General features: G+C 64.8%; 27 protein-coding genes and 1 pseudogene. 13 read left to right on the top strand and 15 right to left on the bottom strand.

The window, feature by feature from the left end; genetic code table 11:
* The first annotated feature begins 206 nt into the window (after positions 1–206).
* The 5 genes from SB786_RS17825 (at position 207) to SB786_RS17805 (ending at position 4,424) form a co-directional block, all read left to right on the top strand.
* A complete protein-coding gene (locus SB786_RS17825) occupies positions 207–548 on the top strand; it encodes a carboxymuconolactone decarboxylase family protein (RefSeq protein ID WP_212120766.1) in 342 nt (113 codons plus the stop codon).
* A gap of 69 nt (positions 549–617) precedes the next feature.
* Positions 618–1,298: a DsbA family oxidoreductase gene (locus SB786_RS17820; protein ID WP_410728575.1), complete on the top strand. Its 681-nt coding sequence runs from the start codon at positions 618–620 to the stop codon at positions 1,296–1,298.
* Positions 1,299–1,456: 158 nt separating this feature from the next.
* Entirely contained in the window at positions 1,457–2,563 is a 1,107-nt protein-coding gene (locus SB786_RS17815) for an alkene reductase (RefSeq protein WP_410728574.1), read from the top strand.
* A 243-nt stretch (positions 2,564–2,806) separates the two neighbouring features.
* Entirely contained in the window at positions 2,807–4,147 is a 1,341-nt protein-coding gene (locus SB786_RS17810; protein ID WP_410728573.1) for a MalY/PatB family protein, read from the top strand.
* A 58-nt stretch (positions 4,148–4,205) separates the two neighbouring features.
* A complete protein-coding gene (locus SB786_RS17805) occupies positions 4,206–4,424 on the top strand; it encodes a tautomerase family protein (RefSeq protein WP_006480105.1) in 219 nt (72 codons plus the stop codon).
* 370 nt (positions 4,425–4,794) lie between these two features.
* Here SB786_RS17805 and arsH read toward each other — a convergent pair whose 3' ends face one another.
* From arsH to SB786_RS17780, 5 genes are all read right to left on the bottom strand, one after another.
* A complete protein-coding gene (arsH, locus tag SB786_RS17800) occupies positions 4,795–5,529 on the bottom strand; it encodes an arsenical resistance protein ArsH (RefSeq protein WP_410728572.1) in 735 nt (244 codons plus the stop codon).
* Between the two features lie 20 nt (positions 5,530–5,549).
* Positions 5,550–6,620: an ACR3 family arsenite efflux transporter gene (arsB, locus tag SB786_RS17795; protein ID WP_410728571.1), complete on the bottom strand. Its 1,071-nt coding sequence runs from the start codon at positions 6,618–6,620 to the stop codon at positions 5,550–5,552.
* A 66-nt stretch (positions 6,621–6,686) separates the two neighbouring features.
* Positions 6,687–7,181, bottom strand: a complete 495-nt coding sequence (locus tag SB786_RS17790; RefSeq protein WP_410728570.1) for an arsenate reductase ArsC — start codon at positions 7,179–7,181, stop codon at positions 6,687–6,689.
* A gap of 22 nt (positions 7,182–7,203) precedes the next feature.
* Positions 7,204–7,539 (bottom strand): ArsR/SmtB family transcription factor, encoded by a 336-nt coding sequence (locus SB786_RS17785; protein ID WP_410728569.1) that lies wholly within the window; start codon positions 7,537–7,539, stop codon positions 7,204–7,206.
* A 210-nt stretch (positions 7,540–7,749) separates the two neighbouring features.
* Complete coding sequence (locus SB786_RS17780) at positions 7,750–8,001, bottom strand: hypothetical protein (protein WP_410728568.1); 252 nt, start codon at positions 7,999–8,001, stop codon at positions 7,750–7,752.
* Positions 8,002–8,123: 122 nt separating this feature from the next.
* Here SB786_RS17780 and SB786_RS17775 point away from each other — a divergent pair, with 122 nt between their 5' ends.
* On the top strand, positions 8,124–9,374 hold the full coding sequence (locus tag SB786_RS17775) for a phosphatidylserine decarboxylase family protein (protein ID WP_410728567.1): 1,251 nt from the start codon (positions 8,124–8,126) through the stop codon (positions 9,372–9,374).
* A gap of 48 nt (positions 9,375–9,422) precedes the next feature.
* Here the strand turns inward: SB786_RS17775 and SB786_RS17770 are convergent, their stop codons facing one another.
* The 5 genes from SB786_RS17770 to SB786_RS17750 all read right to left on the bottom strand — a co-directional run bounded on the left by SB786_RS17770 (position 9,423) and on the right by SB786_RS17750 (position 11,960).
* Complete coding sequence (locus SB786_RS17770; RefSeq protein WP_410728566.1) at positions 9,423–9,632, bottom strand: hypothetical protein; 210 nt, start codon at positions 9,630–9,632, stop codon at positions 9,423–9,425.
* Positions 9,633–9,904: 272 nt separating this feature from the next.
* The gene (locus SB786_RS17765; RefSeq protein ID WP_410728565.1) at positions 9,905–10,246 is read right to left on the bottom strand and encodes a DUF1488 domain-containing protein; all 342 of its coding nucleotides are present in this window, start codon (positions 10,244–10,246) and stop codon (positions 9,905–9,907) included.
* A gap of 3 nt (positions 10,247–10,249) precedes the next feature.
* A complete protein-coding gene (locus tag SB786_RS17760; protein ID WP_006761777.1) occupies positions 10,250–10,798 on the bottom strand; it encodes a type 1 glutamine amidotransferase domain-containing protein in 549 nt (182 codons plus the stop codon).
* 261 nt (positions 10,799–11,059) lie between these two features.
* Positions 11,060–11,422, bottom strand: coding sequence for a DUF3022 domain-containing protein (locus tag SB786_RS17755; protein WP_410728564.1), 363 nt, complete (start codon positions 11,420–11,422; stop codon positions 11,060–11,062).
* A gap of 91 nt (positions 11,423–11,513) precedes the next feature.
* A complete protein-coding gene (locus tag SB786_RS17750) occupies positions 11,514–11,960 on the bottom strand; it encodes a hypothetical protein (protein ID WP_410728563.1) in 447 nt (148 codons plus the stop codon).
* A gap of 140 nt (positions 11,961–12,100) precedes the next feature.
* Between SB786_RS17750 and SB786_RS17745 the strand changes: the two genes are divergently transcribed.
* On the top strand, positions 12,101–12,457 hold the full coding sequence (locus SB786_RS17745) for a DUF3175 domain-containing protein (protein ID WP_410728562.1): 357 nt from the start codon (positions 12,101–12,103) through the stop codon (positions 12,455–12,457).
* Between the two features lie 42 nt (positions 12,458–12,499).
* Positions 12,500–13,819 (top strand): cation:proton antiporter, encoded by a 1,320-nt coding sequence (locus tag SB786_RS17740; protein ID WP_410728561.1) that lies wholly within the window; start codon positions 12,500–12,502, stop codon positions 13,817–13,819.
* A 54-nt stretch (positions 13,820–13,873) separates the two neighbouring features.
* Here SB786_RS17740 and SB786_RS17735 read toward each other — a convergent pair.
* Positions 13,874–14,041 (bottom strand): annotated as a pseudogene (locus SB786_RS17735) (ShlB/FhaC/HecB family hemolysin secretion/activation protein); the annotation flags it as partial.
* A gap of 158 nt (positions 14,042–14,199) precedes the next feature.
* On the opposite strand from SB786_RS17735, the gene SB786_RS17730 reads away from it, so the two are divergent.
* From SB786_RS17730 to SB786_RS17715, 4 genes are all read left to right on the top strand, one after another.
* The gene (locus SB786_RS17730; RefSeq protein ID WP_410728560.1) at positions 14,200–14,859 is read left to right on the top strand and encodes a carbonic anhydrase; all 660 of its coding nucleotides are present in this window, start codon (positions 14,200–14,202) and stop codon (positions 14,857–14,859) included.
* 61 nt (positions 14,860–14,920) lie between these two features.
* Positions 14,921–15,391 (top strand): cyanase, encoded by a 471-nt coding sequence (cynS, locus tag SB786_RS17725; protein ID WP_410728559.1) that lies wholly within the window; start codon positions 14,921–14,923, stop codon positions 15,389–15,391.
* Positions 15,392–15,536: 145 nt separating this feature from the next.
* On the top strand, positions 15,537–16,016 hold the full coding sequence (locus tag SB786_RS17720; RefSeq protein WP_410728583.1) for a DUF1348 family protein: 480 nt from the start codon (positions 15,537–15,539) through the stop codon (positions 16,014–16,016).
* A gap of 338 nt (positions 16,017–16,354) precedes the next feature.
* Positions 16,355–16,612 carry a DUF4148 domain-containing protein gene (locus tag SB786_RS17715; RefSeq protein ID WP_410728558.1) on the top strand — a complete coding sequence of 86 codons (258 nt, stop codon included), beginning with the start codon at positions 16,355–16,357 and terminating at the stop codon, positions 16,610–16,612.
* 191 nt (positions 16,613–16,803) lie between these two features.
* Here the strand turns inward: SB786_RS17715 and cynR are convergent, their stop codons facing one another.
* On the bottom strand, positions 16,804–17,691 hold the full coding sequence (cynR, locus tag SB786_RS17710) for a transcriptional regulator CynR (RefSeq protein WP_410728557.1): 888 nt from the start codon (positions 17,689–17,691) through the stop codon (positions 16,804–16,806).
* Positions 17,692–17,949: 258 nt separating this feature from the next.
* Between cynR and SB786_RS17705 the strand changes: the two genes are divergently transcribed.
* Positions 17,950–18,432, top strand: a complete 483-nt coding sequence (locus SB786_RS17705) for a DUF1348 family protein (protein ID WP_410728556.1) — start codon at positions 17,950–17,952, stop codon at positions 18,430–18,432.
* A 358-nt stretch (positions 18,433–18,790) separates the two neighbouring features.
* Here SB786_RS17705 and ligD read toward each other — a convergent pair whose 3' ends face one another.
* Genes ligD through katE form a run of 3 tightly spaced genes read right to left on the bottom strand, consistent with a single transcriptional unit; the run spans position 18,791 to position 24,795 of the window.
* Entirely contained in the window at positions 18,791–21,595 is a 2,805-nt protein-coding gene (ligD, locus tag SB786_RS17700; protein ID WP_410728555.1) for a DNA ligase D, read from the bottom strand.
* Positions 21,596–21,619: 24 nt separating this feature from the next.
* Positions 21,620–22,627, bottom strand: a complete 1,008-nt coding sequence (locus SB786_RS17695; protein ID WP_410728554.1) for a Ku protein — start codon at positions 22,625–22,627, stop codon at positions 21,620–21,622.
* A gap of 59 nt (positions 22,628–22,686) precedes the next feature.
* Positions 22,687–24,795 carry a catalase HPII gene (gene katE / locus SB786_RS17690; RefSeq protein ID WP_410728553.1) on the bottom strand — a complete coding sequence of 703 codons (2,109 nt, stop codon included), beginning with the start codon at positions 24,793–24,795 and terminating at the stop codon, positions 22,687–22,689.
* Between the last annotated feature and the right edge of the window lie 120 nt (positions 24,796–24,915).

Raw genomic sequence — 24,915 nt, 5'->3', positions numbered from 1 at the left:
TGGTCGCACAACCAGTCTATTCCTTCGGGCACCGCTTTCCTTTTAGGCCTCGCCTTCACGCTAATCCGTGAAGAACCCATAAAAAGGGGTTGGCTTCCCAAGCGATTCATCGTTGCACCAATCGTGAGAGCCGTTTTCCGCGTGGACATGGCTCTTTTATTTGCACACAAACCCTACCAACTAGTTGGTTGTTATTTGGAGAAACCATGGAAAACTGGACTGAAACAATCGGCGCCGTCACCCGCCGCGTGCATGAACTTGCACGGTACACCCCGGACACCGTCAAAGGCGTCGGTTTGCTTGGTGGCGCCGGCGCCAAGACGAATCATCTCGACGCAAAGACCCGAGAGCTGATTGCGCTGGCAGTCGCTGTCACCACGCGCTGCGACGGCTGCATCGCGTTTCACGCGGCAGAAGCCAACAAGCTCGGCGTGACGAAGGAAGAAGTCGCGGAAGCACTTGGTGTCGCCATCAATCTCAATGCCGGTGCCGCTGTGGTCTATAGCACGCATGTGCTCGACGCGCTGGACCAGCTCGGCCGCGAGTAAATGTCCTGCCCGGCGCTGCCGTTGCAAGCGGAGCGCCACCAAGCAGCAATTTCCAGCTGAGGATGAAACATGAAGCGGGTCAGTGTAGAAGTATGGTCGGACTTTGTCTGCCCCTGGTGCTGGATCGCAAAACGACGCCTGGAAAAAGCGATAGAAGGCATGACGCAGCACGTCGACGTTGCCGTGACACACAAGTCCTACCGTCTCGCGCGAGGCATGGTTCCGACTGGCTTTACAGACGCGCTTTATGCCAAGTTCGGAAACCCCGCGGCAGCGCAAAGAATGATGGATGCGGTGTGCTTGGCCGGCGCCCAGGAAGGTCTGAACTACCGATTCGAGACCATGCGCTTTGGTGATACGAGCGACGCGCACTTGCTCGTTAAAAGCGTCCAAAATCCTGAAGACAAACAACGATTGATCGAAGCGATCTACCGGGCCGCGACGACCGACGGTGTTGACATCTTCGACAGAGCCGCGCTCGTCGAGCTTGCGAAGAGCATCGGTATTTCTGCTGCGTCGCTCTCCTTCGACGATCGCAAGATGGTGTCCGAAATCGCGCGAGATGAAGCAGAGGCGAATCGGATCGCAAACGGCGTTCCGCTGTTTGTCTTCAACAACCGAACGTACCTTTCGGGCGCACGTGAAGTCGCGGTGTTCGAAAAAGCGTTGATCGACTCCGCCGAGAACGTACCGGACGAAAGCGAAGACACCGGAGGCATGAGTTGCAGCATCGACGGATGTGCTGGCTAGGCTGGCGGCGCCCGATTCATAGGGAAGCCAATTTTCCGGATTTGTTCATTATCCGCGTGAATCAGCGATCCACGGCGATTCGATAACCGTCCAGTTCATTTCGCATTCAGCGCGACACTTAACCAGCGCCCTGGCGCACCTTCATTTTGAGCAACGTGATGAGTAAATTGTTTACGCCCTACGATCTTTCCGGGACCCAGCTCGCCAACCGCGTCGTGATGGCACCGATGACGCGCACGCGTACGCCCGATAACATTCCCAACGACCTCACCGCGCTCTACTACGCGCAGCGTGCTTCCGCCGGCTTGATCATCACCGAAGGTCTTCCGGTTTCCGAAGAGGGTCGCGGCTATCTGTATACGCCGGGCCTGTACACCGACGAGCAGATGGAAGGATGGCGAAAAGTCACCGATGCCGTGCACAAAAAGGGCGGCAAAATCTTTGCCCAGCTCTGGCACGTTGGCCGGCTGTCCCACGTTTCCATCCAGCCTGGCAATGCGGCTCCGGTGTCGTCGGGCGAAGTGCCGGCGACCACGACCATGGTCTATGCATGGGTCGAACCCGGCAAGGAAGGCCCGGTCCTCCCGAGCGTGCCGCGTGCGCTGACCACGGACGAAGTGCAACGTGTCACTCAGGACTTCGTTGCATCCGCGCGTCGGGCGATGGACGCAGGCTTCGATGGTGTGGAAGTGATGGCGGCCAATGCCTTCTTGTTCGACCAGTTCCTGAGCAGCGCGCTGAACACCCGCACCGACCAATATGGCGGTTCCATCGCTAATCGCCAGCGCTTTTTGCTCGAGACGATCGACGCCCTGGCGGACGCCATTGGCGGTGAAAAGGTGGGCGTGCGCGTCTCGCCGTTCGGGCGCATCTACGATATGGAGGCCTTCGAAGGTGAAGCGGATGCATGGGCAAGCATGGCCTCGGCCTTGAACGAAAGGAAGCTGGCGTTCGTGCACCTGAACTATCAGACGACTATCTCCGCTGCCGGTACACCGGATGGCTTTGGTGCGGCTTTCCGCAAGGCCTACCGGGGCACGCTGATCGGCGCCGGCGGCTTCACGCAGGAGCTGGCCGAAGCCGAACTCGCGAAGGGAGAGCTTGACCTGATCGCATTCGGCACGGCCTTCATTTCCAACCCAGATCTGGTGGAGCGGATGAAGAACGGCTGGCCGCTCACGGAGCCCGATCGGTCGACCTTCTATGGCGTCATTGGTGCCAAGGGTTACACCGATTATCCGACTTTCGAGCAGGAAACCGCGTAATCGGACTGAAATGCCGACGCATCAGTCCAGTCCCCGACGTGAATGCGAGACGAGGTACGGCGGGCTCGGACTGCTTGCATGGGAAGTCTTCGAATCAATTTTTCCAAGTCGTTCGAAGTGCTTTCCATCGGCATTTAAATGCGTCGCAAGATCTGGCGAAACCACGCCGGCCGCCCATGATCCGGACCAGTCGATGCGTCGCCTCAGGTTGCACGCCACATTCAGACTTCCCCATCGACGTCAATGCAGGCCATCGAAGCTGTTGCACGCCATGGGGCCGAAAAGTCAAGCGGATATGCCGTCGTACGTCGGTGCGATAGACCAGCAGCTGCATCGCGCGAGGCTCGTCGAACGCTTGATCTCGTACATGGAGAATCCAGTATGGGCTATAACTTTGATCGCTCGATCTCCCGCCGCGACACAAATGCGATCGCGGAGGAAGGTTTCGCGAATTATCTGTTCGGAGCGGATGCACTTGCGCTCGAGATGCCGAGAGAAGAGCTGATTTCGATGTGGGTGGCCGACATGCAATTCGCGGCCCCCGATGCCGCCATCGATGCCATTACCGAGCGCCTCAAACATCCGATCTTCGGCTACACAGCCGACCTGGACGAGCAGCTCTATCAGGCTTTCCACTCGTGGTGCGCGCAACGATATGGCTGGCATTTCGCTCGCGAGGAAATGCAGGTCTCACTCGGCGTCATACCCGCACTCTTCGCGCTCGTCGAGTACGTGTGCCGACCCGGCGACAAGGTGCTTGGTCTGACGCCTGCCTACGGATACTTCAAACACGCGGCGATGCAGCGCGGCCGCGAGTTCGTGACGTCGCGCATGCTCGCATCCGACGATGGCGAATACACGATCGACTTCGACGACTTCGAAGCGAAAGTGAGCGATCCGGCAGTGAAGCTCTTTTTCCTGTGCCACCCGCATAATCCGACCGGCCGAATCTGGACAAACGACGAGTTGCGTCGCATGGGCGAACTCTGTATCGCAAACGGTGTGAAGATCGTTTCCGACGAGATCCATTGCGACCTGCTGAGAACCGGCAATGCACACACGCCATTGGCGAAGCTGTTCCCGGGCAGCCCCGCCATCATCACGTGCATGGCCGTTAGCAAGACGTTCAATCTCGCGGGAATGATGATCGCAACCGTCATCATCCCGGACCCGGAATTGCGCTCGGAATGGAAGCGTCGCCACTACCCGTTCGTGAACCCACTCAGTCTCGCGGCCGCCATCGGCGCGTATCGCAACGGCGCTCCGTGGCTGGATGCGCTGCGGCTGTATCTGGACGAGAACTTCGCCTTGACTCGACGCTTTCTGAGCGATCACTTTCCAGCAGCCAAATTCCGCGTTCCGGAAGCGACCTATCTGGCGTGGATCGACCTGCGGACCTATTTCGACGATTCAGTCAACCTCACGCGATTCTTTCTTGAAAAGGCGGGTGTCATTCTCGAAGGTGGTGAAATGTTCGTCGAGAACGGCGACCGAAGAGTGCGACTCAATCTGGCGTGTCCGCGGGCGCAGCTCCAACTGGTTTTGGAACGAATCCGCGATGCAATTTTGAGCCAATACCGTTGAATCAAGCAGGCGCACGGCAAGACAGCATCATCAACTCAAACGAACCCAAGGAACACTTATGCCGCTCATCAATGTAAAAGTCATCGAAGGCGTTTTCTCCGCAGCCGACAAGGAAAAGATCATTTCTACCCTTACCGATGCCATGGTGTCGATCGAGGGCGAGAACATGCGGCCCGTTACCTGGGTCATCGTTGAAGAGGTAAAGAGCGGTGACTGGGGAATTGCCGGCAACGCACTGACAACCGAGAAAGTTAAGGCACTGGCCGCAGGTCAGTAACTGGCTGGCCTCCAACGGGCTCCAGCGGCAGTGAAGCGACCATTGCTTACGCCGTTGGAGCCCCTTTTCATTGCTTCCACGGCATGCTACCTATAACGCCCAGCCTGCGCTATCGATCGAGTCAGCAAGGTCACCGGATAGGCAATTCGTCCGCAGGGCGGAGCTGGCCGATACTTCCCCGGCATTGCCTCAGGGCAGCCGATGTGCTTCTACGTGCCGTCGCAATTGCTGCAGGATGCTGCCTCGATGCCCTTCTCAAATTCGTCGCTCACGTCTGTACCAGTCGTCCGCAATAACGTTTTGCAGATTGCCTTTGGGGGCCTGCACAATCGATTTTGCACAGCGGTCTGCAACACCAACACGGCAGACGTCAAATCCCCCGCTGATTCACCCGCTTCGACAATTCCTCCGCGCTTTCCTTTCTTTCGCTGTACCGATCGACCAGATACGGGCCGATGTCGCGCGTCAGCAGCGTGAACTTCACCAGTTCTTCCATCACGTCGACGACTCGATCGTAATAGGCCGACGGCTTCATCCGCCCCGCTTCGTCGAATTCCATGAACGCCTTGGCCACCGACGACTGGTTCGGGATCGTCAGCATGCGCATCCAGCGCCCCAGCACGCGCATCTGATTCACCGCGTTGAACGACTGCGAGCCGCCGCTGACCTGCATCACCGCGAGCGTCTTGCCCTGCGTCGGCCGCACGGCGCCGACCGACAGCGGAATCCAGTCGATCTGCGACTTCATGATGCCCGTCATCGCGCCGTGTCGTTCGGGGGAGCACCACACCATCCCTTCCGACCACATCGCCCATTCGCGAAGCTGGACGACTTTCGGATGGCTCTCCGGCGCATCGTCGGGCAGCGGCAGGCCGCTCGGATTGAACACGCGTACCTCCGCGCCCATCGCGGTGAGCAGGCGCTCGGCTTCCTCGACCAGCAGGCGGCTGAACGAACGCTCGCGCAGCGAACCGTACAGCAGCAGGAAACGCGGCGGATGGGTGGACGGCGACGCCGGCCGCAAGCGGCTCGCGTCCGGCACGTGGAACAACGCGGGATCGAGTTGCGGCAGGTCGGTCAATCGGGCTGTCAATCGGTCGGTCATGGAGGGATTCCCGGGTTGGCTCACACGCGCTCGTACCAGCCCTTCGACCGGTTCACGATGCGCACCACCAGCAGCATGACCGGCACCTCGATCAACACGCCGACGACGGTCGCGAGCGCCGCCCCGGAGTGAAAACCGAACAGGCTGATCGCGGCCGCGACGGCGAGCTCGAAGAAATTGGATGCGCCGATCAGCGCGGACGGGCACGCGATGTCGTGCTTCTCGCCCACCGCGCGGTTGAGCCAGTACGCGAGCGCCGCGTTGAAGAACACCTGGATCAGGATCGGCACTGCGAGCAATGCGATCACCAGCGGCTGCTTCAGGATCGCTTCGCCCTGGAACGCGAACAGCAGCACGAGCGTCGCGAGCAGCGCGGCGATCGACCACGGGCCGATCCGCGCCATCGCGGCGTCGAACGCGGCCGGCCCGTGCCTCAGCAGCCGCTTGCGCCAAAGCTGCGCGATGATCACCGGAATCACGATGTAGAGCACGACCGACGTGAGCAGCGTCGCCCACGGCACGGTAATCGCGGACATTCCCAGCAGCAGCCCGACCAGCGGCGCGAACGCGATCACCATGATGCTGTCGTTCAGCGCGACCTGCGACAGCGTGAACAACGGATCGCCGCCCGTGAGCCGGCTCCACACGAACACCATCGCCGTGCACGGCGCGGCGGCCAGCAGGATCAGGCCGGCGATGTAGCTGTCGAGCTGATCCGCCGGCAGCATCGGCGCGAACAGCTGGCGCACGAACAGCCAGCCGAGGAACGCCATCGAGAACGGCTTGACGAGCCAGTTCACGGCGAGCGTGACGCCGATCCCCTTCACATGCCGGCGCACTTCATGCAGCGCGCCGAAGTCCACCTTCACGAGCATCGGCACGATCATCACCCAGATCAGCAGCCCGACCGGCAGGTTGACCTGCGCGTACTCGATGCGGCCGATCCGCTGGAACAGGCCGGGCCGCAGCTGGCCGAGCGCGATGCCGGCGACGATGCACAGCGCGACCCAGAGCGTCAGGTAGCGTTCGAAGAAGTTGATCGCGGGCCTGACGGCGGCGTTGCGGGGCGGGACGACGTTGGACGTGTTCATCGGACGTGGCTCGGGATGGAGAAAGGCGCGCGGCATGCAGGTTCGCGCAGGCCGCCGGACGACCGCTCAGTTTTGCGCAATGGCGGTCAATGCCCCCTGGAGTTCGGCATTGCTCATGCGCTCGAGCGGCAGCGCCAGCAGTTGCAGCATCCGGTAGCCAAGCGCCTCGCGCGTCAGTTCGAACGCGAGCCGCTTGCCCGCGTCGCCGCCCGCCGCGTTCGACGGATCGGCGTAGCCCCAGTGCACTTTCACCGGGCTGCCGGGCCAGTACGGGCACGCCTCCGCGGCCGCGCTGTCGCATACGGTGATGACGATGCGCATTTCCGGCGCGCCGTCGCCGACGAATTCGTCCCAGTTCTTGCTGCGGTATCCGCTGACGTCGACGCCGGCGCGCGTCAGCGCATCCAGCGCGAACGGATTGAGCCGGCCGCTCGGCGCACTGCCCGCGCTGTAGGCGCGCACGTCGCGGCCGAGCTTCGCGGCCCAGTGATTGAGCATGCCCTCGGCGAGCACGCTGCGCGCGGAATTGTGGGTACAGAGGATCAGGACGTTGGTGGTCATCGGCGGGGGCGTGAACGTGGGCTTACGTTGGGTCGGAGCAGGCGGGCGAACAGGTGGAGACCGGGGAGCACGGATTACCGCCGCAGCAGTTCTCGGTGAGGTACCCAACGAGCCCGTTCATTGTCGCGAAGTTCGCGCAATAGAACACGAAGCGGCCTTCCTGGCGGCTCGTGACGAGTTGCGCGTGAGCCAGTTCCTTCAGATGAAACGACAGCGACGACGGCGGCACGTCGAGCAGCGTCGCGATTTGGCCGGCCGCCAAGCCCGACGGGCCGGCCTGCACGAGCGCGCGGAAGACGGCGAGGCGGGATTCGTGCGCGAGCGCCGAAAGCGCGGCGATGGTCTGGTTGGTTTCCATGTTTCGATAATACTCGAAATGTGGAAACGATGGAACTTCGTCGCTTGCTCAGCTGTCCGAAGCTTGGGGACGAACAAGCCGCAGGCCGTTCGTGATTCCTGGCATGCGCCGGGAAGGAATACACCCGTGCTTCGCAAAAAGGCGCAGATCTTGCCGGCACCGGGCGGTTGAATCGGCGGAACCGGGTCCCGCCCGGCACCCGTTACATCCTCACGACCACTCTTCCGGCGGCATCTCCCCGCTGTCGTCTTCCCAAAGCGGCTTGCCCGTCGCGTCATTCCCGCCCGTCGTCACCGGCCCGTTTCCGCTGCCACGCTCACTGCGCCGCGTCGGCTCACGCGACGTCGCCGCGCGCACCCGCGCCCGCGTGCGGGTCGGCGCCACGGTGCGCTGCTCGCCGCCGCGGCGCTCGCCGGTCGAAGGCTCATCGTTGGTCTGTCGTCGATTCGAGTCCGCATTCATGTTTGCCCTCCTGTGTCGTTGAAAGAAACCGTCGTCCGAGCGCCGCAATTTCGGTGCCGGGCGCCGGGCAAGCGCCTTGCTATTCCTTGCTATCCGTTCGTACCCCAACCCTGGAGGTGACCATGCCGACCGACCGCAGCACGCCACCCGCCACACGCCATCGCCTCGGCGGATGGATGGCCCGCGAGGAAGCCCACATGGCCGCGTATCGCGAAAAAATTGCGGGCGAAGCGCGCGCGCATGCCGGCGAACGGCTGCGCACGCCGGCCGTGCAGGAACTCGCGCGGCTGTTCGACGACAATGCCGTGCTGCGCATGAGCCTCACGCGCGCGATCGACGAGGCGCTCGAATCGGGCCGCAAGCTCGGCTACGCGTCGATCGGCGAGTTGATGACCGTGATCGACCACCTGATGACCTACACGCCGCCGTTCAGCGAATCGAGCCTGATCGTGTGCCCGGTGAACGCATTCCTCGACTGGCCGATGTGCATGCCGTCGGGCCACGCGGTGTTTCGCGACGCGGCGGTCAACGCGCACCTGAAGCAGGTGTTGAACGTATGGTGCGACTTCCTCGGCGGCCCGCATTCGTGCACGCATCTCGACACGTCGGCGCCCGACGGCTGGTTCTGCGACGAAGCGCGCGAGCGGCTGGGCCTGTCGCAGTTCCAGTACCAGGAAGATCAACCGCACTGGGGCTTCGCTTCGTGGAACGACTTCTTCACGCGCCGGTTTCGCGCGGATGCGCGGCCCGTCGCGGCACCGGGCGATTCGCACGTAATCGTCAGCGCATGCGAGGCGCAGCCGTATCACACCGAGTCCAACCTGAAGATCCGCGACACGTTCTGGATCAAGGGCCAGCCGTATTCGCTGCGCGACATCTTCACGCCGGCGCGGCTGCCGCTCGCCGAACGCTTCGTCGGCGGCGACCTCTATCAGGCGTATCTGAGCGCGTACAACTATCACCGCTGGCACGCGCCGGTGCGCGGCACCGTCACGCATGCGTACCGGGTCGACGGCACCTACTATTCGGTCGCGGAAGCCGAAGGCCCGGATCCGGCCGGGCTCAACGATTCGCAGGGCTACATGACGGCGGTCGCCGCGCGCGCGGTGGTCGCGATCGACTGCGACGATCCGGGAATCGGCACCGTGGTGGGGGTGTTCGTCGGGATGGGCGACGTGTCGTCGTGCGTGATCGAGGTCGTGCCGGGGCAGCGCATCGACAAGGGCGACGAGATCGGCTATTTCCAGTACGGCGGCTCGACCTACTGCCTGCTGTTCGAACCCGGCGTGATCGACCACTTCCTGTACGCGCCGCCGTTCGACGGCGACACGCCGGTCGTGCAGGTCAACGCGCCGGTCGCGATCGCGCGCTGAGCTACGGGCCGGCCGGCATCGGGTTGCGATTGGGATTGCGCGATCGCATCACGCATCGGCGCCGTCGTGCCGTTGCATGCTTTGCACGATCGACAGACCGTCGGCGGTCAGCGCGGGACGGCTGGCGCCCGACGCGTCGCGACGTATCTCGATCAACTGTTGTTCGACCAGCGCGACGACGTCGTCGCGGTCGCTCTGGATCTGTTCCGGTGCGCGGTGCACCAGGAACAGCGCGGCAAATTCATGGGCTGTCAGCATGTTCGTCTTCCCCGTGTCCAGCTTCGTGCGATGCGGCGGCGCATCGCGTCGGCGCGGGCGCGCATCGGGCGCCCACATCGGAAGCTACATGCACGGAGCGTGCCAGTATGTGGGACGCGGCCCGCGCCGCGTGCGGCCGGCACGCGGCGCGATGTGTCCCTGCGAACCGCGTGACGGCCGCTGCAAAGTTTTCAACCGCGTGTAACGGAGCGGCAACGGCGGCCCGAGGGGAAGCACGATGTGGCGCGCGCTCCCGAGTTGCGCCGGGCGACTTACGATTTCCGCGAGCGGGCCATGCCCGCGCGTGCCGTCTTGCCCGCGGCCTTGTCCTGCACGCGGAAGTAGCCGCTGTGCAGCTCGGCGCCGCCCTTGCCGTCGGCGAGCACTTCCGCGCACGCGGCTTCGATGCGGGCACGGCCGCGTTCGAACGCGTCGCGCAGGTCTGCTTCGAGCGCGGAGCGCGCGCCGAAATGATCCTCCAGCGCTTCGACCGTGATCGCGCAGATTTGCGGCTTCCCGTCGACCTCCACGACGAAGCGCATCTGCAGCGCTGCGCCGTCGAACTCCGGCGGCGCGTCGGTCAGTGTCACGCGTTGAACGGCGTCGGTCGGCATCGCTCACGCTCCGCGCGACGCGAGCGACTGCACCAGCGCGCCATTGAATGCAGGCAGATCGTCGGGCTTGCGGCTCGTGATCAGGCTGCCGTCACGCACGACCTCCTGGTCGACCCACTTGCCACCCGCGTTGCGGATGTCGTCCTGCAGGCTCGGCCAGCTCGTCATCGTGCGGCCCTCGACCAGCCCTGACGACACGAGCAGCCAGCCGCCGTGACAAATCGCCGCGATCGGCTTGCCCGCGCCGACGGCGGCGGTCACGAATTCACGCGCGGCCGGCAGCATCCGGATCGCGTCGCCGTTGACGACGCCGCCCGGCAGCACGACCGCGTCGTAATCGCCTATGCGCGCATCGTCGAACGTGTGGTCGACCTTCACGCGATCGCCCTTGTCGACGTGCCTGAGCCCCTGGATGTCGCCGGGCTTCTGCGATATCACGTCGACCTGCGCGCCTTCCGCCTCCAGCGCGCGCCGCGGTTCGACGAGCTCGGCTTCCTCGAAGCCGTCGACCGCGAGTATCGCCACCTTGCAATGGTCCAGCTTGCCTGTCATGGAATGCTCCCGTTGTGTTGCGGCACCGTTCGTGCCATGCCGGTCGGGAAGCAAGCGGCGTGCCGCGGCCTCGGGGATGCAGGCCCTACGAGCCGCTTGGGGTAGGTCACGACCCCGGTATCGGCCAATGGCGGCCCCTAGGCAGGCCGCAGCCTGGTCCGCGCGCTTCGCCGCACGTGACGCGGCGCAGCGCCTGCAAAGATTTCAACGGAGTATGTAACGCAACCGCATCCGGCCTTCGTTCGAGGCCGCGCGCCGCGCTTACTGCAGGTGGCGCGCGGCGTCGAGCATCGCGTCGGTGAGCTCGACCGTTACCGTCAGGTCATCGGTGGCCTCCGACAGCGATTCGAGCGTGGCCTGCACGCTGTCGTGCAGCATCGCGTGTACGCGCATCCGCGCGCCGTCGTCGAGGTCTGCGTAGCGCGCCATCGTGTCGCAGTCGAGCGCGAGCACGACCGAGTGCCGCGCGGCGCCGTGCGGAGCGTCGGGGACGAGCGCCCACGCCGCATGAAACGTGATCCTGCCGGTCTCGACGTCGAGATTCACCGCCGTATCGAGATCGTCGGGTTCGTCGTCGGGGTCGAGGTCGCTTGCGTCGACCGTGGTTCGGTAATTCGATTGCATGATGTCCTCCTGCGTGGTGACGGCGTGACGGCCGCGTGGCCGCGGGCCGCCATCGCGCCGCGCCGGCCGTGCCGGCGCGACACCGTGATCGTCAATAACCGCTGGAACCCGCGCCGCCGGTGCCGCCGGTGCCGCCTGCGCCACCGCTGCCTGCACTGCCGCCGCCCGCGCCACCGCCGCCGCCGCTGCCTGCGCTGCTGCCGCCCGCGCCGCCGCCGCCCGTGCTCCCGCTACCGCCGGTCCCGGCCCCGCTCGGGCCGCCCGGCTTGGTGCGTACCTGCGGGCGGACGTGCGAGCGGGTGCCGCGCGGTTCCTGCATGCGGGTCGCCGGCGGCGGCGCCGCGGTATTGCCGTTGGACATGCCGCCCGTTCCCTGCGCCGACGTGTCGTCCGCCGGCGCCAGGATGGGCGCGCCAGTGCCCTCGCCCGGACGCTGCGAATTCTGTGCCCACGCGGCCGGCGCCGCGGCGAGGAGCGCGACGGCCGCGCATGCGGCGATCCGGCGCGCGGCCGCTTTCGATTCGGATGCTGGTTTCATGGAGCGTTCTCCGTCAATGGAATCGTTTGTCGTGGAAGGTCCTGCACCTGCGATTCAGCAAAGCCCGTGCCGGTCGGCATGCGCGGCACGCGGCTTGCGGCCCGGTCACCGATCATCCCGAACCCGTACGGAGCCCTGCCATGCCTTCAGCTTCCGCTTCCCATCCGCACGGCAAACGCGCGACGCGCCGTCCCGGGCGCACGCGCGGCAACACTTCGCATCAGCGCAAGCGCTGGTCCGCGGACGTCATGCAAAAGAGCGATGCGCTCGACCTCGAGCCCGAGATCTTCAAGTCAGACGATCCGGGCGAGATCGCCGCCTCTCTCAAGCGCTCGGCCCAACATAGCCGCCGTCGCAAGGGCACGCCGTTCCAGTCGGCGATGTCGATGCTGAACTTCTACGTGAACCGCGCGGGCCGCAAGCTGCCGAAAACGCGCCGCACAACGCTCGAACGCGCGAAGCGCAAATTGCGCGAAGCGTTCGGGCGCAAGCCGTGACGGCACCCGCCTGCTTCGTATCGACCTGTTCCGCTTTCTCGCATGCATGAAACGCTGTGGTATCTGATCATCGGCGCGGTGCTGATGGGCATGGGCGTCGCGACGTCGGCGCTGCGCCGTCTGCCGTGCAGCACCGCGATGATTTATCTCGTGCTCGGCGTCGCGCTCGGTCCGTCCGGCGTCGGGCTCCTCCACCTCGATATCGAGCGCGACGCGCGGCTGCTGCGCGAGATCGTCGAGGTCGCGCTGCTGGTATCGCTGTTCGCGATCGGACTGCGGCTGCGCGTGCCGCTGTCCGACAAGCTGTGGCTCGTACCGTGCCGGCTCGGCCTGCTCGCGATGCTCGTCACCGTGCCGCTGCTCGCCGGCTGCGCGGTGCTGACGCTCGGCCTCGGCTGGGGCCCCGCGCTGCTGCTCGCGGCGATCCTCGCGCCGACCGACCCGGTGCTCGCGCACGACGTGCAGGTGCACGATCCCGGCGACCGCGATCTGGTGCGCTTCGCGCTGTCCGGCGAAGGCGGGATGAACGACGGGATCGCGCTACCGTTCGCGCTCGCGGGCCTCGCGCTGTGCGGCGCGCCCGATACGCCGCACGGGCCGCCGCCGTTGTCCGGCACGTTCGCGCTGGCCGCGCTGTGGGGCATCGCGGGCGCGGCCGCGATCGGCGGCCTGCTCGGCGCGGCGACGACCAAGGCGATCGGCCGGTTGCGCACCCGCTATGCGCAGGCGCTCGGCTTCGAAGGCTTCTTCGCGCTCGCGCTGATCGTGCTGTCGTTCGGCGCCGCGCAGTTCGCGCATACGTTCGGCTTCATCGCGACGTTCGCCGCGGGTGTCGCGATGCGCCGCATCGAGCATCGTGCGAGCGGCGACCGCCCGCCGCGGGAAGTGATCGGCCAGATCGATTCGGAAGACGTGATCGCGACCGAGAAACATCCGGAGAAAGTGCACGCCTTCATGGCCGAATCGGTGCTCGATTTCACGATCGAGCTCGAGCGCATCGCCGAGGCGCTCGTGATGACGATGATCGGCAGCGTGCTGGGCACGCTGTCGGCCCCGCTCGTCACATGGGGCGCGATTGCGCTGGCGCTCGTGCTGTTCGTCGCCGTGCGGCCGGTCGCGGTGCTGCTGACGCTCACCGGTTCACACGCGACGCTTGCCCAGCGGCGGTTGATGGCGTGGTTCGGGATACGCGGGATCGGCTCGTTCTACTACCTGCTGTTCGCGCTCGAACACGGGCCATCCAGCGCGGTGCGGCCGCTCGCGGCGCCGGTGCTCGCCGTGGTGGTGGCATCGGTGATCGCGCACGGGATCTCCGCGACGCCGCTGATGGATTGGTACTACCGCCTGCAGCATCGGCGCTGACGGCGTCACGACTTGCCGTAGAACAAAATGAAAGTGTCACCGACCGGGTGTCGCGTCGTTCTGGCTACGCGCGAGCACGCGGGCCAGTTTGAAGTCGATCGTCTTTGAGTTGCCGCTCGCCACAAACGTCTGATTTACACCGGCAATCTGCTGATAGGAGGTGTGCGCGTACGCGGCCAGTGTCGCGGTCCAGTAGCCGCATGGAATCGAATAGAAGCCGTTCAGCATGGCGAATTTCCTCGCCCCCGATCACAATTGGTCGTGCCTATGGTAATCATCATAAACCCGTCTTGGACACTATGACGGAACAGGTCCATTCTCTGTTCAACGCATCGCACTGACCGACGCGGCAACGAACGCCAGACTGAATGGAGCTGACCATGCAAGAGATCATCGACGGTTTTCTGAAGTTTCAACGGGACGTCATGCCCGCGCGCAGGGAGTTGTTCCGCAAGCTGGCCACCAGCCAGACGCCGCGCACGCTGTTCATTTCCTGCTCCGATAGCCGCATGGTTCCCGAACTGGTCACGCAGCGCGAACCGGGGGATCTGTTCGTGATCCGCAATGCCGGCAACATCGTGCCTTCGTTCGGTCCCGAGCCGGGTGGCGTTTCGGCTACCGTCGAATATGCAGTGGCCGCGCTCGGCGTGACCGATGTGGTGATATGCGGCCACTCGGACTGCGGCGCAATGACGGCCGTCGCGACGTGCAAGTGCCTCGACCATATGCCCGCGGTCGCGAACTGGCTGCGCTACGCCGACTCGGCGAAGCTCGTCAACGAGGCGCGTGAACATGCGAGCGAGCGCGAACGCGTCGACTCGATGGTGCGCGAGAACGTCATCGCGCAACTCGACAATCTGAAGACCCATCCCTCCGTTGCACTGGGACTCGCGCAAGGCCGCCTCAATTTGCACGGATGGGTCTACGACATCGAATCCGGCTCCATCGACGCGCTCGATGCCGCGACTCGCCAGTTCGTGCCCCTCGCCGCGCATCCCGATGTCACCGCAACGCCCGCCGAGTGCGCGGCTGCGCTCTGATTCCCGGCTCGTCACACCGGCTGCCGATCTCACCAGGTTGATTTACTCAAGGAGCAACATCATGACCCAATCGCAAGTCACACCGAACGCACGCGAAGCTTTGACGGAAACGATCATCGACGCGAAGGTGCGCAAGAACCTCACGTTCGAAGCCATCAACGAAGGCACGGGCTTGAGCCTCGCGTACACGACAGCCGCGCTGCTCGGTCAGCATGCGCTGCCGGAGAACGCGGCGAAGCTCGTCGCCGAACGCCTCGGGCTCGACGCCGACGCCGTGCGCCTGCTGCAAACCATTCCCGTGCGCGGCAGCATTCCGGGCGGCGTGCCGACCGATCCGACCGTCTACCGCTTCTACGAAATGGTGCAGGTGTACGGCTCGACGTTGAAGGCGCTGGTTCACGAGAAATTCGGCGACGGCATCATCAGCGCGATCAACTTCAAGCTCGATATCCAGAAGGTTCCGGACCCGGAAGGCGGCGAGCGTGCCGTCATCACGCTCAACGGCAAGTATCTGCCGACCAAGCCGTTCTGAACCGATGATGCATAGAAGAAAATTCATACTGAGCACCGGTGCCGCGCTTGCTTCGGGCGGCCTTGCCCTCCCGGGCTGCACGATGACGGGGCCGCGCTCCGCGTCGAACACCAGCAACGCGCTGTACTCCACAAGGAAATTGGAAATGACTTCACCCGCAGAAATTCGCCCACCGCTTCCGCCGTTCACGCTGGAGACGGCCATCGAGAAAGTCCGTCTCGCGGAAGACGGCTGGAATTCGCGCGATGCCGCCAAGGTCGCACTCGCCTATTCGCTCGACACGAAATGGCGCAATCGCGCAGAGTTCGCGAACAATCGAGCGGAAGCGCAGGCGTTCCTCGAGCGCAAGTGGAAGAAGGAGCACGAGTATCGTCTGATCAAGGAACTGTGGGCGTTCGGCGGCAATCGCATTGCCGTGCGCTACGCCTACGAATGGCACGACGACTCGGGCAACTGGTTCCGCTCCTATGGCAACGAGAACTGGGAGTTCGGCGAAGATGGCCTCATGCAACGCCGCTATGCGTGCATCAACGATATGCCGATCAAGGAATCCGAGCGAAAGTATCACTGGCCCTTGGGCCGTCGGCCGGACAATCACCCGGGGCTGAGCGAGTTGGGTCTTTGAAGCCCGGATCGTTACAGCTGCGATGAGCGATCAGCGCCCGACAATCCGGTAGCGAAGAATGACGGATTGTTGGGCATGTTTTTAGGTTCATTTGTATTGCTAATTGTTAGGGTGGTGCGTGAACCTCGCCCGGTGATTCCGTTAATGCGGGCCGGCGAAGGCCAAGCTGAGGAAGTGAGCAGCTGCCTCGTAAGCCACATCTGACATTGCAAGCGCTTGAAGGCGCAATAGCAAAATCTTCGCACATACATCCTCCTGTTAGCACAAACTTCGAACCTCAAAATCATTACTGTTATCACTACCTATTACATATATCGAAACAAGGAAAGGGAAACATCATGAACAAGAGCATCCGTCACATTTCTTACGTCCTGTCCGCACTCACGCTGGCTGCTTCCACCACGACCGCGTTTGCTGCCTCTTCCGCAGAAGCGGCTTCACCGGCTTACAACTCCGCTGCGCCGTTGATTCAGCGGAATGCAGCTCCGGAAGCCCCGCGCGCACTGACCCGCCGCGACGTGATCAAGGAGCTGATCCAGGCCGAGCAGGACGGTACGGTGCAACGCCTGAACGATACGGTTTTCCACGGCTCGTGACGCCAGACCAAGCGGCTGCGGCGAAGCGAGTCGTACGCCGCCTCACGAAGGGGGATTCGCCTCGATGTGTTTGTGTCCGGAGGATCGTCGGCTGCAGCATCCAATACGGCGACGATCACGCTGCATTTCGATGCAAGTCACTCAAAACGTGACGCCGTCGATGTCTTTGTCGGCGTCGATGTCGGTGAAGATCACGCCGACTTTCCGAACTGCTCAGTCAGCAGTTGTAAGAACGCCCTGCTTGCCGCAGTGCGATACGCACCCTTGCGCTCTAAAACGGCAGCCGTGCGCGTTGGCAGAGGTGGATCGAGCGGCACAGGATGTAGGCCCTCTTGCACGCGTGCGATGTGATCGGGGAGAACCGTCGCCAGCTGCCCGCGACGCACGATTTCAACGATGGCACCGATCGAATCCACTTCGATTACGACAAGCGGTCGAATAGAGTGACGCGCACAATGCTGATCGATGAACCGGCGTGTCGCGAATGTCTCGTTCAGCAAGACCAACGGCTCCTTGCCAAAGTCATGCCCCGCGAGTGCCTTGCGGCGTGAGGCACGCGGGTGGCTGCGGCCGACCACCAGGCTCAGCGTTTCTTCAAAGAGGGGTTGGCATTCTATGTCGGCCGAAAAGGCCGGATGGAATGCGACACCGATATCCAGCTTGTCGTCTGCAAGCTGCGCCTCCATCTGATCCTGTGTGAGTTCGCGAATATCGATCCTGATGCCAGGATGCAGCTGGTGGAAGCCATCGACGATCGGCCCGACCAAGGATGCCGTATAGGTCGGCGTTACTGCGAAACGCAGGCTGCCCCGGCTCAGTTCCGCCACGTCGTGTATCGCTCTCACCCCTGCGTCAAGGTCCTGTAGCGCGAGCTTGGCATAACGCATCCACGCTTCTCCCGCGTCGGTCAGCTGAACGGTTCTGCCTGAGCGGTCGAACAGCTGTGTTCCCAAGGTGTCTTCGAGCTGCCGGATCTGCTGCGACAAGGTCGGCTGCGATACATGAAGCGCCTCGGCGGCGCGCGTGAAATTCTTCTCTTCTGCCACTGCAAGAAAGTAACGGATATGACGTAGCAGCACCGGATTCCCCCGAACTATTGGCTATTCCTATCGACTCTATCGCAAACCGGTCTTGGACACTATCGAAATTCGCGTCCATCCTTGATGCATGGAATCACCGCATACAACGATGCCGATCGTGAAGGAGATCGTCGTCGAAGGGTTTCTCACGTTTCAACGAGATATCTGCCGACCGAGCCGTTCTGAGTTCATCGCATCGCGGGTCGTGCGATCCGCGACGCACGCAGTGCAATCGCCAATCTGAAAAGGAGAGCCGTCATGTCGACTCAACAGCAGGGAATTCGTCCGCCGCTTCCGCCGTTCACGCTGGAGACAGCCATCGAGAAAGTCCGTCTCGCGGAAGACGGCTGGAATTCGCGCGATGCCGCCAAGGTCGCGCTCGCCTATTCGCTCGACACGAAATGGCGCAATCGCGCAGAGTTCGCGAACAATCGAGCGGAAGCGCAGGCGTTCCTCGAGCGCAAGTGGAAGAAGGAGCACGAATATCGTCTGATCAAGGAACTGTGGGCGTTCGGCGGCAATCGCATTGCCGTGCGCTACGCCTACGAATGGCACGACGACTCGGGCAACTGGTTCCGCTCCTATGGCAACGAGAACTGGGAGTTCGGCGAGGATGGCCTCATGCAACGCCGCTATGCGTGCATCAACGATATGCCGATCAAGGAATCCGAGCGCAAATATCACTGGCCCTTGGGCCGTCGGCCGGACAATCATCCGGGGCTGAGCGAGTTGGGACTTTGAAGCCCGGATCGTTACAGCCGCGATGAGCGATCAGCGCCCGACAATCCGCTAGCGAAGAATGACGGATTGTTGGGCGTGGGACGGCGCGCCGTCAGGATGCAATATCCATGCATACAGGCAAAATCTGCGCGCCCTTGCGACGCATTCGAACTTGCGCATGTCAAACATGCGCGCGTGGGCATAAACGCTAAAAGAAATCCGCAGGCGAAGCGTGCGGTAACGTGGGTTTCGTGATCGCCCACGTGGTCTCCATTCCCATTTGATTTACCTCGTGGAGGGCGGTCAGCCGTGCGACCTTGAGCATCGCCTTTCGTGACGCTTCGCGACGTCACCGTGGCGTGCTATCCCATGTGACTGCTCAACGCGTGCCGAGCCGCGCGCGCATCTGCGTGGTGATCCGCTGACGCGTGTCGTCATAGCCGTCCCACGGATCGCGCTTCAGCCGATCGAGGCGCTCGTGCAGCGTGCCGATCGTCCATTGCGCACCGCCCGTCGTGTCGGGCACCTCGTCCCAGCGCAGCGGCACCGATACGCCGAGCCCCGGCCGCGCGCGCACCGAATACGCGGCGATCGTGCTCGCGCCGCGGCCGTTGCGCAGATAGTCGATGAAGATCTTGCCGCGCCGATGCTTCGGCCCCATCGTCGCGGTGAAGCGATCGGGCAACGCCCCCGCGACATGCTGCGCGACCGCGCGCGAGAAGTCCTTCACTTCGTCCCATCCCATGTGCCGCGTGATCGGCACGACGACGTGCAGCCCCTTGCCGCCGCTCGTCTTGCAGAACGAGATGAGACCGAGTTCGTCGAGCAGCCCGCGCACGAGTTGCGCGGCCTCGATCATCGCGCTCCACGGCAGCGCCGGATCGGGATCGAGGTCGAACACGATCCGGTCGGGCCGCTCGATGTTCGACGCGTGCGCATTCCACGTATGCAGCTCGATCGTGCTCATCTGCGCGGCGCCGAGCAGCGCGTCGACACTGTCGAGCGACAAGAGCGGGCCATGGCCCGGATCGAGCCCGTCGTGCTGCGTGACGAACGGAATCTCGCTGCGCTCCGCGTGCTTCTGGAAGAACAGCTCGCCCGCGATGTCGCCCGGCGCGCGCACGAGCGACACGGGGCGGCCCTTCAGGTCCGGCAGCAGCCACGGCGCGACCCATTGCCAGTAGCGCGCCAGATCGATCTTGCGCGTGCCGCTGTGCGAATCGAGCACGCGCTCGGGATGGGTGATGCGTACGCGGCCGAGCTGGTCGGGGCCGGTATCGTCGGCCCCGGCGCGACTCGATCCGCGCGAACGCGCGGGGTGCTTGCCGTCGCTCGTGTCGCTCGTGTCGCGCTCGGCGTGCGACGCGCGGCCGGGCTTGCGTCTTTCGTGCTGCGTGGTTTGACGCTGATCCATCTGCACCTCCGTTTCCGTATGCTTCGGCACCTCGCGGACGATCCGTGCCGCCGGCTTGTCCTCGCGCAGCGCGATGAACGCAGCCTGCCGCACGATGCCGTCGCCGGTCCATTCCGCGAATTCGCATTCGGCGACGAGCGTCGGCTCGATCCAGTGCACGGGCGTGCGCGAGCGTTCGCGCGGCGGCGGATCGAACGGCATCGTGTCGCGCTCGTGCTTGCGCAGGATGGGGGTAAGCCGGTCGAGCATCCGCGTGTCGAAGCCGGTGCCGACGCGGCCGACGTAGCGCAGCGGCCCCGGCCCGCGCCGGCGCTTGCCGTCCGGCGCCGGTTCGTGCACGCCGAGCAGCAGCGCGCCGAAGCCGTGCCGGCTGCCCGACGGCTCGGTATAGCCGCCGATCACGAACTCCTGCCGGCGCCGGCACTTGAGCTTGATCCACGCGGGCGAGCGTCCGGCGCGATAGCGCGACTCGGCGCGCTTGCCGATCAGCCCTTCGAGGCCGGTGTCGCATGCGCTCGCGATCAGCGATGCGACGTCGTCCCCGAGATCGGGCGAAAAGCGCAGCCGCGTGGGGTCGCTGTCGGCGAACAGCGGTTCGAGCAACGCGCGGCGCGCGGTGAGCGGCGCGTCGCGCAAGTCGTAACCGTCGAGATAAGGCAGATCGAAGACGAACAGCGTGATCTCGTCCGAATGCCCGGCGCCAAACGCGTTTTGCAGCGCCTGGAAATCGGGAAGACCGTTCTTGCCGAGCACGACGGCCTCGCCGTCGAGCCACGCGGCGTCGACATCGAGCGCCGCGAGCGCGTCGCGTTGCGCGCGCAGCTTGGCGGTCCAGTCGCGGCCTTCGCGCGTCATCAGCTTCACATGCCGGCGCGCGCCCTTGCCGGAAATGCGGGCAAGGATCCGGTAGCCGTCGAACTTCAGTTCATAGCACCAGTCGCCCTGCGTCGGCGGACCGTCGACCAGCGTCGCGAGTTGCGGCGCGACGTGCTCGGGCAGCGGCGCGCGCACCGCGCCTTCGATCCGGGAAGGATCCAGAGGCGCGCCGGCGTGGTCGTCGTGGCCGCGGTCGTCATGCCGCGCTGCTTGCGTGCCGGGCTTCTCGCGCTGCCCTGTTCGCGTCCCGCGCGTGCGAGTCGAGCCGTCCTTCGCATCCGCCCGCGCTGGCGCCGCGCCGTCGTGCACACTGCCCGGCCGCTCACCGACGACGTCGAATTCGTCCATGCTGCGCGCGTCGTCGTCACGCTCCTTGATCAACAGCCACTGCTCCTGCCGCCCCTGCTGCCGCCCGCTGCGCACGAGCGCCCAGCCGCCGTGCAGTTTTTCACCGTCGAGCCGGAACGTCAGCTTGCCCGCGCGATAACCGTCGCGTGCCTGCGCGAGCCCGCCATCGGGCGTCCACGTGCCTTCGTCCCATACGACGACCGAGCCCGCACCGTAATGCCCCTCCGGAATCTCGCCTTCGAACGACGCGTATTCGAGCGGATGGTCCTCGACGTGCACGGCGAGGCGCTTCACCGACGGATCGAAGCTCGGCCCCTTCGGCACGGCCCACGACTTCAGCGTGCCGTCGAGTTCGAGCCGGAAGTCGTAGTGCAGTCGCCGCGCGTGGTGCTCCTGGATCACGAAGCGCAGCGGGTGAGCGCCCCGTGCGCGCGTGCGCGCGGCAGGCTTCGCGTCCGCCTTCGCACGGTGCCCGTGCGCGCCTTCGGGTTCCGGTGTCGCGCCGAAGTGGCGCTTGCGCCGATACGGATCGAGCTTGCCGGCCATCGCATCACCTCGCGTCGTGCGGCATCATGCGGCGTGCTTGCGGCGCACGGCGGTTTTCTTCGCCGCAGGTTCGCCCGTCGCCGCGCGTTTCGCGGCCGGCCGCTTCGCCGCGGTCTTCGCGGCCGCGCCTTTCGACGCGGATTTCGCGGCCGGTTTGCGACGCGCGCCGGCGGGCGGCGACGTGTCGGCCTCCTCTTGCGCGCGTTCGTCGCGCAGGTCCGATGCGCGCGCGCCGCCGCCGCCCTTCAGGCTGCGCTTGAGCAGCTCGGTGAGGTCGACCACGTTGGTCGCGGCGCGGCCCGTCTGGGCGGGTCGCTCCTCGATTTCCTCGATCTTGCCCGAGCGCACCTTGCGTTCGACCAGTTCGAGGATGTCGTCGCGAAACGTGTCGTGATACTCGTCGGGCGTCCACTTGCCCGCCATGTCGTCGATCAGCTTCTTCGCCATCGTCAGCTCGCGCGCGGTCACGCCCGCATGCTTCGCGTCGTCCGTCGGCACCGACAGTTCGTCGAGCGGGCGCAGCTCGTCCTGCCAGCGCAACGTGTCGAGCGCGAGCAGCGGCCCGACCGGAATCAGCGCGCCGAGATGCTGGCGGTCGCGCATCACGACGAGCGCGATGCCGATCTTGCCGCTGTCCTTCAGCGCGTCGCGCAGCAGCGCATAGACCTTCTCGCCCTTGCGGTCCGGCACGAGGTAGTACGGCGTGTCGAGATACAGGAACGACACCGCGTCCGCGTTGACGAACGTCAGAATGTCGACCGTCTGCGTCGATTCGGGGTTCGCCGCGCGAATCTCGTCGTCGGTCAGTACAACGTAGCGCTCCTTCTCGTACTCGTAGCCGCGCACGATGTCCTCGCGCGTGACCTCCTTGCCGGTGCGCTTGTTGATCTGCCGATAGCCGACCGGATCCATCGAGCGCTTGTCGAGCAGCCGGAACGACGGCTTCACGGTGCGTGTCGCCGGGAACAGCTGCACGGGCACGTGAACGAGCCCGAAACTGATCGCGCCTTTCCATATCATCCGCGGTGCCATGCCTGTCCTCCTTGCCGCAACCGCGCCCGCCCCCCCCAAGGAGCAGGCGCCGTGCGACGCTACGCCGGCAGCTCGGCCGCCTGCTGCTCGCGCGACCAGACGCGATGCCGGCCGATCTCGTCCGAAAACGTGCGAAGCAGCGCGTCGAGATCGACCGCTTGCGCGACGCACACGCCCTCGGCCGGATCCGGCAGGTGCGCGGCGCTCAGCAACTGACGCCCGGAGCCGACCGCCGCGATCGGCTTCAGGTGCTTGAACGCCTCGCGCACGAAGTGCCGCGCGTCGGCACTGTGCGCGAGATTTCGACCGTCGCCGTCGCCGCCGCACACGAACACCGCGTCGAACATCACCGACGGCATGCCGGCGAGCGTCGCCTGCGGCACGATGCTGCCGATCGGCGCGAGGGTCGGCGCGACGATCGTCGGCACCGCGCCCGCGGCCGTCAGCGCGCCACGCACCTGCTCGACCAGCGTCTGGCTCACGCCGGGCGTCGCGATCAGCGCGATCTTGCGCGAGCGGATATCGGGCTTCGACCGGCCGATCAGGCTCAACGACGGCGCGCGCTGCTTGACGATCGGTGTCGTGGCCGTTTGCGGAGCCGGCAGCCCGAGCCGTTCGGCGACCTGCGCGGCCAGCCCGGCGTCGAACCGCGCGATGATCTCGTTGACCACGCGTTCGCGAATCTCCGGCTTCGTCACCTTGCCAAGCTCGAAGCAGTACGCGTCGCGGATATGCCGCTGCTCGATCTCGGTCATGCTCTGGTAGAACAGCGCCGGCTGCGAGAAATGGTCGGCGAAGGTTTCGCTGCGCACGCGCACCTTGTCGCCTTCGAGCGGTTCGTGCACGGTCTCGAAGCCGCCGCCGGACGGCGCGGGCGGGGTCTCGCGCGGCCAGCCGCCGTTCAGCGAATTCGGCTCGTACGACGCCTGCCCGACCGCGATCGTCTGCCGGTGCATCGCATCGCGCTGGTTGTTGGCGAACGGGCACAGCGGCCGGTTGATCGGAATCTCGTGAAAGTTCGGGCCGCCGAGCCGGCTCAACTGCGTGTCGGTGTACGAGAACAGGCGCCCCTGCAGCAGCGGATCGTTCGTGAAGTCGATGCCGGGCACCACGTGCCCCGGATGAAACGCGACCTGCTCGGTTTCCGCGAAAAAGTTGTCCGGATTGCGGTTCAGCGTCATGCGGCCGATCGGCCGCACAGGCACGAGCTCCTCCGGCACCAGCTTGGTCGGGTCGAGCAGATCGAAGTCGAACTTGTGCGCGTCGGCGGGATCGATCAACTGCACACCGAGCTCGAACTCCGGATAGTCGCCGCGCTCGATCGCCATCCACAGGTCGCGCCGGTTGAAGTCGGGGTCGTGGCCGGCGATGCGTTGCGCTTCGTCCCACAGCAGCGAATACGCGCCGCTCACCGGCCGCCAGTGGAACTTCACGAAATGCTCGGCGCCGGCCGCGTTCACGAAGCGGAACGTGTGCACGCCGAAGCCGTCCATCGCGCGAAAGCTCGCCGGCAGCGCGCGGTCGGACATCAGCCACAGCACCGTATGGGTGGTTTCGGGCACGAGCGACACGAAATCCCAGAACGTGTCGTGCGCGGACGCGCCGGTCGGCATCTCGTTCGGCGCCTCGGGCTTCACCGCATGCACGAAGTCGGGAAACTTGATCGCGTCCTGGATGAAGAACACCGGCATGTTGTTGCCGACCAGGTCGTAGTTGCCCTCTTCGGTATAGAACTTCACCGCGAAGCCGCGCACGTCGCGCACCGTGTCGGCCGAGCCGCGCGGGCCCTGCACGGTGGAGAAGCGCACGTACACCGGCGTTTCGGCGGCCGGGTCCTGCAGGAACGCGGCCTTCGTGTAGTCGGCCATCGGCTCGTAGACGCGAAACACGCCGTGCGCGGCCGAGCCGCGCGCGTGCACGACCCGTTCGGGAATCCGTTCGTGATCGAAGTGCGTGATCTTCTCGCGCATGATGAAGTCTTCGAGCAGCGACGGGCCGCGCGCACCGCCGCGCAGCGTGTTCTGGTTGTCGGCGATGCGCACGCCCTGGTTGGTGCGCAGCGCCTGGCCGTCGGGCCGCAGCCGATTCTCGTCGAGCTGGCGCGACTTCGCGCTGTCGGGCTGCTGCGGGTGGGGCGGCGGATTGCCGGATTGCGGGGGATTCGTCATGCGCGCGTCCTCGTATCGGTTCGGTACCGGTTCGGCACCGGTTCAGTGAAGGGCGGCGGCGTGTACGGGCGCGTAGCGGCGCACACGGCTGCCGGCACGTAAAACGGGCGAGCCGCGCGG

The sequence above is a fragment of the Burkholderia sp. SIMBA_062 genome (genome assembly GCF_046534765.1).
Taxonomy (GTDB): domain Bacteria; phylum Pseudomonadota; class Gammaproteobacteria; order Burkholderiales; family Burkholderiaceae; genus Burkholderia; species Burkholderia ambifaria.
Note: the sequence above shows the minus strand (reverse complement) of the source record. Positions and strands in the feature narration are given on the sequence as shown.

Coding starts and splice junctions, on each gene's coding strand:
- SB786_RS17825 (WP_212120766.1), top strand. CDS start 207: ATGGAAAACTGGACTGAAACAATCGGCGCCGTCACCCGCCGCGTGCAT.
- SB786_RS17820 (WP_410728575.1), top strand. CDS start 618: ATGAAGCGGGTCAGTGTAGAAGTATGGTCGGACTTTGTCTGCCCCTGG.
- SB786_RS17815 (WP_410728574.1), top strand. CDS start 1,457: ATGAGTAAATTGTTTACGCCCTACGATCTTTCCGGGACCCAGCTCGCC.
- SB786_RS17810 (WP_410728573.1), top strand. CDS start 2,807: ATGCAGGCCATCGAAGCTGTTGCACGCCATGGGGCCGAAAAGTCAAGC.
- SB786_RS17805 (WP_006480105.1), top strand. CDS start 4,206: ATGCCGCTCATCAATGTAAAAGTCATCGAAGGCGTTTTCTCCGCAGCC.
- arsH (WP_410728572.1), bottom strand. CDS start 5,529: ATGACCGACCGATTGACAGCCCGATTGACCGACCTGCCGCAACTCGAT.
- arsB (WP_410728571.1), bottom strand. CDS start 6,620: ATGAACACGTCCAACGTCGTCCCGCCCCGCAACGCCGCCGTCAGGCCC.
- SB786_RS17790 (WP_410728570.1), bottom strand. CDS start 7,181: ATGACCACCAACGTCCTGATCCTCTGTACCCACAATTCCGCGCGCAGC.
- SB786_RS17785 (WP_410728569.1), bottom strand. CDS start 7,539: ATGGAAACCAACCAGACCATCGCCGCGCTTTCGGCGCTCGCGCACGAA.
- SB786_RS17780 (WP_410728568.1), bottom strand. CDS start 8,001: ATGAATGCGGACTCGAATCGACGACAGACCAACGATGAGCCTTCGACC.
- SB786_RS17775 (WP_410728567.1), top strand. CDS start 8,124: ATGCCGACCGACCGCAGCACGCCACCCGCCACACGCCATCGCCTCGGC.
- SB786_RS17770 (WP_410728566.1), bottom strand. CDS start 9,632: ATGCTGACAGCCCATGAATTTGCCGCGCTGTTCCTGGTGCACCGCGCA.
- SB786_RS17765 (WP_410728565.1), bottom strand. CDS start 10,246: ATGCCGACCGACGCCGTTCAACGCGTGACACTGACCGACGCGCCGCCG.
- SB786_RS17760 (WP_006761777.1), bottom strand. CDS start 10,798: ATGACAGGCAAGCTGGACCATTGCAAGGTGGCGATACTCGCGGTCGAC.
- SB786_RS17755 (WP_410728564.1), bottom strand. CDS start 11,422: ATGCAATCGAATTACCGAACCACGGTCGACGCAAGCGACCTCGACCCC.
- SB786_RS17750 (WP_410728563.1), bottom strand. CDS start 11,960: ATGAAACCAGCATCCGAATCGAAAGCGGCCGCGCGCCGGATCGCCGCA.
- SB786_RS17745 (WP_410728562.1), top strand. CDS start 12,101: ATGCCTTCAGCTTCCGCTTCCCATCCGCACGGCAAACGCGCGACGCGC.
- SB786_RS17740 (WP_410728561.1), top strand. CDS start 12,500: ATGCATGAAACGCTGTGGTATCTGATCATCGGCGCGGTGCTGATGGGC.
- SB786_RS17730 (WP_410728560.1), top strand. CDS start 14,200: ATGCAAGAGATCATCGACGGTTTTCTGAAGTTTCAACGGGACGTCATG.
- cynS (WP_410728559.1), top strand. CDS start 14,921: ATGACCCAATCGCAAGTCACACCGAACGCACGCGAAGCTTTGACGGAA.
- SB786_RS17720 (WP_410728583.1), top strand. CDS start 15,537: ATGACTTCACCCGCAGAAATTCGCCCACCGCTTCCGCCGTTCACGCTG.
- SB786_RS17715 (WP_410728558.1), top strand. CDS start 16,355: ATGAACAAGAGCATCCGTCACATTTCTTACGTCCTGTCCGCACTCACG.
- SB786_RS17705 (WP_410728556.1), top strand. CDS start 17,950: ATGTCGACTCAACAGCAGGGAATTCGTCCGCCGCTTCCGCCGTTCACG.
- ligD (WP_410728555.1), bottom strand. CDS start 21,595: ATGGCCGGCAAGCTCGATCCGTATCGGCGCAAGCGCCACTTCGGCGCG.
- SB786_RS17695 (WP_410728554.1), bottom strand. CDS start 22,627: ATGGCACCGCGGATGATATGGAAAGGCGCGATCAGTTTCGGGCTCGTT.
- katE (WP_410728553.1), bottom strand. CDS start 24,795: ATGACGAATCCCCCGCAATCCGGCAATCCGCCGCCCCACCCGCAGCAG.